8 protein-coding genes and 1 pseudogene are annotated in these 9103 nt (G+C 70.2%); 2 read left to right on the top strand and 7 right to left on the bottom strand.

Going from position 1 to position 9103, the window contains the following annotated elements:
- A pseudogene (locus tag GZ67_RS20355) lies at positions 1-200 on the bottom strand (hypothetical protein); the annotation flags it as partial.
- A 52-nt stretch (positions 201-252) separates the two neighbouring features.
- Here GZ67_RS20355 and GZ67_RS0106185 point away from each other — a divergent pair.
- The gene (locus GZ67_RS0106185; RefSeq protein ID WP_029261192.1) at positions 253-537 is read left to right on the top strand and encodes a hypothetical protein; all 285 of its coding nucleotides are present in this window, start codon (positions 253-255) and stop codon (positions 535-537) included.
- A gap of 31 nt (positions 538-568) precedes the next feature.
- Here GZ67_RS0106185 and GZ67_RS0106180 read toward each other — a convergent pair whose 3' ends face one another.
- Both GZ67_RS0106180 and GZ67_RS0106175 read right to left on the bottom strand, forming a co-directional pair.
- Positions 569-2074, bottom strand: a complete 1506-nt coding sequence (locus tag GZ67_RS0106180) for a DUF4407 domain-containing protein (RefSeq protein ID WP_029261193.1) — start codon at positions 2072-2074, stop codon at positions 569-571.
- Between the two features lie 83 nt (positions 2075-2157).
- On the bottom strand, positions 2158-2730 hold the full coding sequence (locus tag GZ67_RS0106175) for a TetR/AcrR family transcriptional regulator (RefSeq protein ID WP_029261194.1): 573 nt from the start codon (positions 2728-2730) through the stop codon (positions 2158-2160).
- 66 nt (positions 2731-2796) lie between these two features.
- Here GZ67_RS0106175 and GZ67_RS0106170 point away from each other — a divergent pair, with 66 nt between their 5' ends.
- Positions 2797-3420, top strand: a complete 624-nt coding sequence (locus tag GZ67_RS0106170) for an NAD(P)H-dependent oxidoreductase (protein WP_029273821.1) — start codon at positions 2797-2799, stop codon at positions 3418-3420.
- On the opposite strand, the gene rlmN is transcribed toward GZ67_RS0106170, so the two are convergent.
- From rlmN to GZ67_RS0106150, 4 genes are all read right to left on the bottom strand, one after another.
- Positions 3369-4658, bottom strand: coding sequence for a 23S rRNA (adenine(2503)-C(2))-methyltransferase RlmN (gene rlmN / locus GZ67_RS0106165; protein ID WP_029261196.1), 1290 nt, complete (start codon positions 4656-4658; stop codon positions 3369-3371). The genes GZ67_RS0106170 and rlmN overlap by 52 nt on opposite strands.
- A gap of 61 nt (positions 4659-4719) precedes the next feature.
- Positions 4720-6630, bottom strand: coding sequence for a 3D-(3,5/4)-trihydroxycyclohexane-1,2-dione acylhydrolase (decyclizing) (gene iolD / locus GZ67_RS0106160; RefSeq protein WP_197021024.1), 1911 nt, complete (start codon positions 6628-6630; stop codon positions 4720-4722).
- Positions 6630-7541, bottom strand: coding sequence for a 5-deoxy-glucuronate isomerase (gene iolB / locus GZ67_RS0106155; RefSeq protein WP_029261198.1), 912 nt, complete (start codon positions 7539-7541; stop codon positions 6630-6632). The genes iolD and iolB overlap by 1 nt, the downstream gene beginning before the upstream one ends.
- Positions 7542-7566: 25 nt before the next feature.
- Positions 7567-9090, bottom strand: coding sequence for a CoA-acylating methylmalonate-semialdehyde dehydrogenase (locus GZ67_RS0106150; protein WP_029261199.1), 1524 nt, complete (start codon positions 9088-9090; stop codon positions 7567-7569).
- Positions 9091-9103 lie beyond the last annotated feature (13 nt).

Below are 9103 nucleotides of genomic sequence, written 5' to 3'. Positions count from 1 at the left end.
GGCAGACGGTCGCCGGGGCGCAGCTCGCCGCCCGCGATCAGAGCCTCGATGCCGCGGGACAGCCGCGCCGCGAGCGTGCCGTCTCCGTGGGTCCATCTGCCCAACCGGGCGGAGAGCGCCTCCGAGGCGACCTCGCCCGCACGGACGAGAGTCGGCGATGAACCTGCGGATGGCGCAGGAATGGCCGATCCATGGTCCACCGGCCGAGTATTGGCCCTGTCATCGACGCTCATGAGACCTGATTCTGGACCAATGAGCACCTTCACGACCACTCCTCCGGCAGATCTCGGTCCAATCAGGCCCGATTGGACCATCGGTCAGCTCATCGAATGGCTGAGCGACGACTCCCGCCAGCACGACCCCGCGCTTCAGCATCCGCTGTCCCTGATCGAGGCGGCACTGACCGGCGAGCAGTGGTCGCGGCCGCCGTCGACCGTCGCCCTGATCCGCTCGCTGACCCACGCCGTACCGCAGCACGGGTCATCCGTGATCGCCGACGTCCTGCTCCCGTCGCGAAGCCTCACGCTCGTCGCCTAGGCGCGACGGTGTCCCGGGAGCGCGGGCCAGGTCAGGTGGCCTGAGCGGAGGCTGACGGAGGCGATGGCGCCGGAGTCGTCACGATCTCGGCGCGGTCGCGGAAGCCCTCCGCCGTCACCCGGTCCAGGGCGACCTGCTTGCGGATGGCCGCGGCCTTCTCATACAGGCTCGGGTCGCCGTAGCTCGTGAGCACCTTGACCAGCACGGGCAGCAGCTCGATCATGAAGAACAGCGCCGCGATGAGGATGTGCGCCCACAGGATCGTGGGCTCCTTCTCGCTCAGGCGGTTCAATCCGCTGATCTGGCTGAGCAGCCCGACGGCTCCGGCGTTGCCCTGGGCCACGGCATCCGCGCGCGCGTTGTACGCGGCGAGCGCCTGGTCGTAGGTGTCGCGGGCGGCCGGCAGCTGGGACTTCGCCTGCTCGCGGTTCGTCGACTCCGACGTCGAGGTGTTCTCCTTGGCGGCGGTGCCGGCGGCGGCGAGCTCCTCGTTCGCGGTGCGCAGCTGGGCGGCGAGCGCGTCGTACGTCTGCTGCGCCTCGGCGAGTTGAGCTTTGGCGGCGTCCGAGCTCGCGCCCTCGCCGTTCACGCCGGTGCAGCCGGGAACGGTGCCCGCGCCCTCACCGGTCAGCTCGCACTGGTAGAGCACGCGCGCCTGGTCGATGACCTTCTGCTGCTCGGTCATCTTGGCGGTCACGTCGTCGACCGTGGCCTGGGCGGCCGACTCGGTCGCCGAAGAGGATTCGGTGCCCGCGACGATGCCGGTCGCGGCCTGGTTCTCGAGCTCGGCGACCTTGGCGGTGGCGGAGTCCAGCGCGATCTTCTCCGGACCGGTCTCGAGCGCCTCCTGATCGGACTGCGACTGCGTGATGTTGGTCGACGCGACCTCGCGGGCGATGTCGTTGTGGAAGATCTGCAGCACGAGCGGCTCGGCGACGACGAAGCCGATGATCGCGGCCATGATCACACGCGGGATCGCGAGGCCGATGAGCCGCCACACGTTCCGCGTCGAGCTCATGGTCGAGGTGAGGAAGCGATCGAGGTTGAAGATGATGAGCGCCCACACGAGCGCGAGCGGCACGGCCAGCCAGATCGCGGCCTGCACACCGGTGGTGAGCGCGAAGAGCATCGAGATGGCGGAGACCAGCGCGGTGCCGGCGAGCACGAAGAACATCTGCACGAAGCGCGGCGTCTCGCCGGGGACGCGGTCGAGGATCTCGCCCTCCGCGCCACCGAGGATCGCGAGTGTCCGGGCACGGGAGCCGGGAGTGCGCGGGGCACGCTTCTTGCGGGGCTTGCGGACGCGGGGCTCGCGCGGGGGCTTCACGGGCGCGGACTCGTCGGCGGCGACCGCATCGGCGATCGGGGTCGCCTCGGCGGGGTCTGCGACGGGAACCTCGCGGGTGGCGTCGTCGGCGCCGGTCGGCTCGAATTCGCGCAGGAAGTCGAGGTCATCGGTGACGGCGTCGGGTTCGCCGTCGATGATGATCCGACCCTGCGAGTCGTAGCGACCCGGCCGATGGGCGGAATAGGGCATCCGAACAATCTACGAAATATCGCCTGTGGATACCGTGGAAAAGTCCTTGGAGTGCCTCACAGGTTCCGTGCCGTCCGACGGATTCAGGATGCCGGAAGCAGCCGATCGAGAGCAGCGGCGTAGGCGGACAGGCCGTCGTCGAGGGCGAAGTGTCCGGCGGCGGCGAGGGTGCCGAGCCCGTGGATCAGGCCCCACAGCGCGACGACATCGGTCGGTCGGTCGAGTCCCACCGCGGCTGCGCCCTCGGCGAGCACGGCCTCGAGCCCGTCGATCAGCGGCGCCATCGTGGCGGTCGGCGATCCCGGGATGCAGACGGTCGGGTCGTAGACGGCGTCGAACGCATGCGGATGCTCGATCGCGAAGCGGATGTAGGCCGACCCTCCGTCGATGAGCGCCGCCCGCGGGGTCGAGGCTTTCTCGGCGGCAGCGCGGACCTGGTCGAGGAGGTCGGCCATGCTGCGCTCGGCGATCGCCTTGAGCAGTCCGAGCCGGTCGGAGAAGTGATGGTACGGCGCGTTGTGGCTGACGTTCGCGGCCCGCGCGACCTCGCGCAGGCTGATCTCCGCCGCCGGCATCCGCTCCAGCAGCTGCATCGCGGCGTCTTCCAGGGCACGGGCGAGATCGCCGTGGTGGTAGCCGTCCTTCGAACTTGACATGAGCAACATCATCTCCTATCTTGACACTGTCCACCAGCTTGACACTGTCCAGATAGGAACCACGCCATGACCGCTCTCGTGATCGACGGCCACCCCGACGCCCGCTCCTTGACCGCCTCGCTCGCCCAGCGGTACGCCGCCGGGCACGGCGATGCCCGCGTGCTCGCCCTGCGCGACCTCGACTTCGACCCCAACCTGCGCTTCGGCTACCGCGAGCGCATGACGCTCGAGCCCGACCTCGTCGAGGCAAAGCAGGCTCTGCACGATGCCGACACGATCGTCATCGCGACACCGGTGTGGTGGGGCGCACCGCCGGCCCTCCTCAAGGGCTTCTTCGATCGGGCGCTGCTGCCGCAGCAGGAGTACCGCTACTCGAAGCTCGGCCTCCCCGAGGGCCTGATCCCCGCGCGCCGTGGACGTCTGCTCCTGCTCGCCGACACTCCCTGGTTCTTCCTGCCGTTCACCGGCCTCCCGGCACAGACGCAGATCGTGCGCAACACCATGAAGTTCTGCGGCATCCGCTCGGTGCGCACGCACCGCATGCTCGGAGTGAAGGATGCCAAGGCGGCGACCATCACCCGCTGGCTCGACCGCGCCGAGCAACTCGGCACGACAGACGCCCGCCGCGCGGGCGGGACTCAGGCCATCGCGGCGGAGGCGGCCTCGTCTTCGGTGGTGGCGACGAGCTGACCGCAGGCGCCGTCGATCTCCTTGCCGCGGGTGTCGCGGAGGGTGGTCGGGATGCCGGCGTCGTTCAGGCGGCGCACGAACTCGTTCGTGACGTCTTTCTCGGATGCCGTCCAGATCGAGCCGGGCGTCGGGTTCAGCGGGATCGGGTTCACGTGCACCCACCCGCGTCCGCGCTGATTGAGCTTCTCGGCCAGCAGGTCGGCGCGCCAGCCGTGGTCGTTCATGTCCTTGATGAGCGCGTACTCGATCGACACGCGGCGGCCGGTCTTGGCGTAGTAGTCGTAGGCGGCATCCAGCGCCTCATCGACCTTCCAGCGGGAGTTGACCGGGATGAGCTCGTCGCGCAGGTGGTCGTCCGGTGCGTGCAGCGACAGCGCGAACGTGACCGGGATGCCCTCGTCAGCGAGCTTCTTGATCGCCGGCACCAGGCCGACGGTCGACACGGTGATGCCACGGGCGCTCATGCCGAGGCCGTCGGGCTGTGCGGCGACCATCGACCGCACCGCATCCATCACGCGCTTGTAGTTGGCCAGCGGCTCGCCCATCCCCATGAAGACGATGTTCGAGACGCGCTCCATGCTGTGGTCGTCGGACTTCTTGCCGCCGAGCCCGCCCTCGGCGATGAGCCGGTTGGCGCGGACGATCTGCTCGATGATCTCGGCGGTCGACATGTTGCGGGTCAGACCCGCCTGGCCGGTCGCACAGAACGGGCAGTTCATGCCGCAGCCGGCCTGGCTCGACACGCACAGCGTGATGCGGCCGGGGTAGCGCATGAGCACCGACTCGACCAGGGCGCCGTCGTGCAGACGCCACAGGAACTTGATCGTGTCGCCCTTGTCGGTCTCGAGGCGGCGCACCTCGGTGAGCAGCGGCGGCAGCATCCCGGCGACCAGCTGCTCCCGGGTGTCGGCCGGGAGGTCGGTCATCTGCTCGGGGTCGGACGTGTAGTGGCGGAAGTAGTGCGTCGACAGCTGCTTCGCGCGGAAGCCGGGCAGCCCGAGCTCCTTGACCTTCTCGATGCGTTCGGCCGGTGTGAGGTCGGCCAGGTGCACGGGCGGCTTGCCGCGCTTGGGGCTCGCGAACTGCAGGAGCGGACGCCCCTCGGCATCCTTCTGCTGGGTCCACCCCTCGGTCGCCGGGCGCACCTGTGGCTTCTTGGTCTCGCGGACCGCCCCCGAACGGGACGACGCGGGCGCTGCCTGTGGGCGCGTCTCGCGCGTGCGGGGAGTCTCAGTCATACCTTCCAGGGTACGCGGTACCGGGTGGGAAGTGCCTGGAGCGCAGGCGGCCCGACCCGACTCACCCCAGCAGCGGGCGCTGTGCGGCGCGCTGACCCTCGTACTCCGCGCGCGCCCGTCGAGCCGTCTCGGTGCGCGAGACCTCGGCCACCGGCACATCCCACCAGCCCTCGCCGTCGGGGCCGTAGACCGTCGGATCGCTCTCGACATGGATGAGCGTCGTCCGCTCGGAGGCCTTCGCGGCGGCGACCGCGGCACGCAGGGCGTCGATCGCCGCGGACCCCTTCGCGATCTCGATGACGTCGACGCCGTAGCTGCGCGCGTTCATGGCGAGGTCGACCGGCAGCACGTCGCCGCGCTGGAAGTTGCGCGCCTCGTCGTCGTAGCGGCGGTACTCGGTGCCGAAGCGCTCCGAGCCGACCGTCTCCGAGAGGTGCCCGATCGAGGCATAGCCCTGGTTTTGGATGAGCACGACGATGATCTTGATCCCCTCGGCCACGGCCGTCGCGAGCTCGGAGCTCAGCATCAGGTACGAGCCGTCGCCGACCATGACGACGACGTCGCGCTCGTCGCCGGATGCCGTGAGCCCGCGCTTGACGCCGAGTCCTCCCGCGATCTCGTACCCCATGCAGGAGTATGCGTATTCGACGTGATAGCCGAGCGGATCGCTGACGCGCCAGAGCTTGTGCAGGTCGCCGGGGAGCGAGCCGGCCGCCTGCACGATCACGTCTTCGTCGGCCACGGCCCCGCGCACGGCGCCGATGATCTCGGGCTGGCCCGGCAGCTCGCGGCCCGTGGGGGCGAGCGCCCGGTCGACGACCGCATCCCACTCGCGCTTCTCGTCGGCGATCCGTGCGCTCAGCGCCGGTGCGACGCGGTATCCGTCGAGCTCGTCGCGCAGCGCGACCAGGGCCTCCCTGGCATCCGCGACGACGGGCAGCTGCGAGCCGTGCTTGTAGGCGTCGAAGGCCGCGATGTTGATGTTGACGAACACCGCGTCGGGGTTCTGGAAGGCCGTGCGGGACGCCGTCGTGAAGTCGCTGTACCGGGTGCCGACGCCGATGATGACGTCGGCCTCCGCCGCGATGCGGTTCGCCGCGGTGGCGCCGGTCGCACCGATCCCGCCCAGGTACTGGGGGTGATCCCACGGCAGCGCGCCGCCGCCCGCCTGCGTCGTGCCGACCGGGATGCCCGTGGCCTCGACCAACGCCCGCAGCGCCTGCTCCGCTTCGGAGTAGATGACACCGCCACCCGCGACGAGGAGCGGCTGCTTCGCACCACGGATCGCCGCGACCGCCCGCGCCAGCGGTCCGCGCTCCGGCAGTGGTCGGCGGATGTGCCACTCCCGGTCCTGGAGGAACTCGAGGGGCACGTCCAGCGCTTCGGCCTGAACGTCTTCGGGCAGGGCGATCGTCACCGCACCGGTCTCGGCGGGATCGGTGAGGACGCGCATCGCGGCGAGCGCGATCGAGAACAGCTGCTCCGGGCGCTGCACCCGGTCGAAGAAGACCGAGAGCGGGCGGAACGCGTCGTTCACGGTGAGCCCGATGTCGTGCGGGCGCTCCAACTGCTGCAGCACGGGGTCCGCGACCCGGGTGGCGAAGGTGTCGCTCGGCAGCAGCAGCGCCGGCAGCCGGTTGGTGGTCGCGAGCGCCGCACCGGTGAGCATGTTCGTGGCGCCAGGACCGACCGAGGCCGTGCTCGCGAACGTCGCCCTGCGGCGATGCATCCGGGCGAACCCGACGGCCTGGTGCACCATCGCCTGCTCGTTGCGGGCCTGGTGGTAGGGCATCAGGTCGGGCTGCTCGAGGTTGTACTGCTGCAGCGCCTGGCCGAGACCGGCGACGTTCCCGTGACCGAAGATGCCGAACATGCCGGGCACGGTGCGCTCGCGGATGTCGCCGTCGACCGTCCACTGCCGCGAGAGGAACTCGACCAGCGCCTGGCCGACCGTCATCCGTCTGGTCTGCATCAGAGTTCTCCCTCTGCTCGGTAGGGCAGCCGGGGATCGATGTCCTGCCCGCTCCAGCTGTCGCGCACCCACGCGTGCGCGGGGTCGTCGGTGATGAGCCAGGCCCGCTCCCGGTCGGGGCCGGCCATGACGTTCAGGTAGTAGAGGTCGTAGCCGGGAGCTGCCACGGCGGGACCGTGGAACCCGAACGGCACCAGCGCGATGTCGCCGGTGCGCACCCGTTCGGCGATGTCGATCTCGCCGGCATCCGAGGAGTAGGTCGCGAACATCCCGAAGGCCGCGTCGGCGGCAGCGGCGTCTCCGCTCGAGCGCGTGGGCGCCGCCTCGAAGTAGTAGATCTCCTCGAGCCGGGACTCTCGCCCCGGCACGTGCTCGTCGTGCTTGTGCGGCGGGTACGACGACCAGTTCTCGGCGGGCGTGATGACCTCGCACACGATGAGGCGCTCGGCGTCGAGCGCCTCCGGCGTACCGAAGTTGTGCACCTGCCGGCTGGAGGCGCCGGCGCCACGGAGTTCGACCGGGGTCTCGGCCGCGAGGATGTGCCGCGTGGGATGCACGACCGAGGTGGGCGAAGACGCCACGGCCACCCGGCCGGAGCCCGTGATGACGGCCGTGGCCGCCGCCGACAGGTAGAGCACGTCGCTCGGACCGTCGAACACGGAACGGCGACCGGCGAGCAGCGTCTCGGTGGTCGATCCCTCCTCGGTGTGCGCCACGGAGAACGACCCGGAGAGCGGCACGATGATCCGCTCCACCCCGGTGTCGGCGAGCGCGAGGCGCTCCCCCGCGCCGATCTCGCCGATGCGGATGCCGGTGTGCGCCCAGCCGGGCGTCGTGTCGTCGACCACGCTCTCCCAGCCGTCGCGGCCGATCGCGCCCCGGCGGTGGAACCAGTTCCCGTCCTCGGTCATGGCGTCTCCTGCCCGCATCCGCTGGTCAGCTGTTCTGGGGGAAGCCGAGGTCGATGCCGCCGTGGAGGGCGGGGTCGAGCCACCGACTGGTGATCGCCTTCTCGCGGGTGAAGAAGTCGAAGCCATGGACACCGTACGCCTTCGCGTCGCCGAACAGCGATGCCTTCCACCCGCCGAACGAGTGATAAGCCACGGGGACCGGGATGGGCACGTTGATGCCGATCATCCCGACCTGGACCTCGTGCTGGAAGCGGCGGGCCGCCCCGCCGTCGTTCGTGAAGATCGCGGTCCCGTTGCCGAACCGGCCGGAGTTGATCAGGTCGACCCCCTCCTGGAAGGTCTGCACCCGCACCACCGACAGCACGGGCCCGAAGATCTCCTCCTGGTAGGCCCGCGAGGATGTCGGGATCTCGTCGATGAGCGTCGGCCCGAACCAGAAGCCGTCCTCGTTCCCGTCGACCGTCAACCCTCTGCCGTCGACCACGATGCGCGCCCCGTCGGCCTCGGCGATGTCGACGTAGCCCGACACCTTCGCGCGGTGCTCCGCGGTGATCAGCGGACCCATGTCGGGCTCGCCGTCGGCACCGCCCGCACCGTCGCCGATGCGCAGCCCCGCGATGCGCTGCGAGATGCGCTCGATCAGCGCGTCCGCCACCGGCTCGACCGCGAGCAGGACCGAGACGGCCATGCACCGCTCTCCCGCCGCGCCGAATCCCGCGTTCACGGCCTGGTCGGCGACGAGGTCGAGGTCGGCATCCGGCAGGACGAGCATGTGGTTCTTCGCGCCGCCGAGTGCCTGCACGCGCTTGCCGTGGCGGGACGCGGTCTCGTAGATGTACTGGGCGATGGGCGTCGAGCCGACGAACGAGATCGAGGCGACGTCCGGGCTCTCCAGCAGCCCGTCCACCGCCTGCTTGTCGCCCTGCAGCACGGTGAACACGCCGTCGGGCAGCCCGGCCTCGGCCCAGAGGGCGGCGAGCCAGAGTGCGGCGGACGGGTCCTTCTCGCTGGGCTTGAGCACCACGGCGTTGCCCGCGGCGATCGCGACCGGGAAGAACCACATCGGCACCATCGCCGGAAAGTTGAACGGGGAGATGATGCCGACGACGCCGAGCGGCTGCTTGAGCGAGTACACGTCGATGCCGGTCGAGACGTTCTCCGAGTAGGCGCCCTTGATCAGGTGCGGGAACCCGGTCGCGAGTTCCACGACCTCCTGTCCGCGCAGGATCTCGCCCATCGCATCGGAGCGGACCTTGCCGTGCTCGGCCGTGATGATCGCCGCCAGCTCACCCTTGCGCGCGTTCAGCAGCTCACGGAACGCGAACATCACCGCCTGGCGCCGCGCGATCGAGTAGGCGCTCCACACCTGGAATCCGCGCTGCGCGGAGGCGATGGCGTCCGCGATCTCGGAGTCGTCGGCCAGGGCGACGTGCCCGGTCACCGCCCCCGTCGCGGGGTTGTGGACGGGAGCCGTGCGGCCGCTCGCCGAGGCGCGGGCGGCCCCGTCGATCCAATGGCCGATGACGGGGATGTCGGAAGCGGAGGTCATGCGTGTCCTTCTG

Source organism: Microbacterium sp. Cr-K20 (assembly GCF_000708325.1).
Lineage (GTDB): Bacteria > Actinomycetota > Actinomycetes > Actinomycetales > Microbacteriaceae > Microbacterium.
This window is presented reverse-complemented; position numbering and strand designations above follow the sequence as displayed.

Excerpts from the sequence above, each read along its gene's own strand:
- GZ67_RS0106185 (WP_029261192.1), top strand. The coding sequence starts at position 253 with ATGAGCACCTTCACGACCACTCCTCCGGCAGATCTCGGTCCAATCAGG.
- GZ67_RS0106180 (WP_029261193.1), bottom strand. The coding sequence starts at position 2,074 with ATGCCCTATTCCGCCCATCGGCCGGGTCGCTACGACTCGCAGGGTCGG.
- GZ67_RS0106175 (WP_029261194.1), bottom strand. The coding sequence starts at position 2,730 with ATGTCAAGTTCGAAGGACGGCTACCACCACGGCGATCTCGCCCGTGCC.
- GZ67_RS0106170 (WP_029273821.1), top strand. The coding sequence starts at position 2,797 with ATGACCGCTCTCGTGATCGACGGCCACCCCGACGCCCGCTCCTTGACC.
- rlmN (WP_029261196.1), bottom strand. The coding sequence starts at position 4,658 with ATGACTGAGACTCCCCGCACGCGCGAGACGCGCCCACAGGCAGCGCCC.
- iolD (WP_197021024.1), bottom strand. The coding sequence starts at position 6,630 with ATGCAGACCAGACGGATGACGGTCGGCCAGGCGCTGGTCGAGTTCCTC.
- iolB (WP_029261198.1), bottom strand. The coding sequence starts at position 7,541 with ATGACCGAGGACGGGAACTGGTTCCACCGCCGGGGCGCGATCGGCCGC.
- GZ67_RS0106150 (WP_029261199.1), bottom strand. The coding sequence starts at position 9,090 with ATGACCTCCGCTTCCGACATCCCCGTCATCGGCCATTGGATCGACGGG.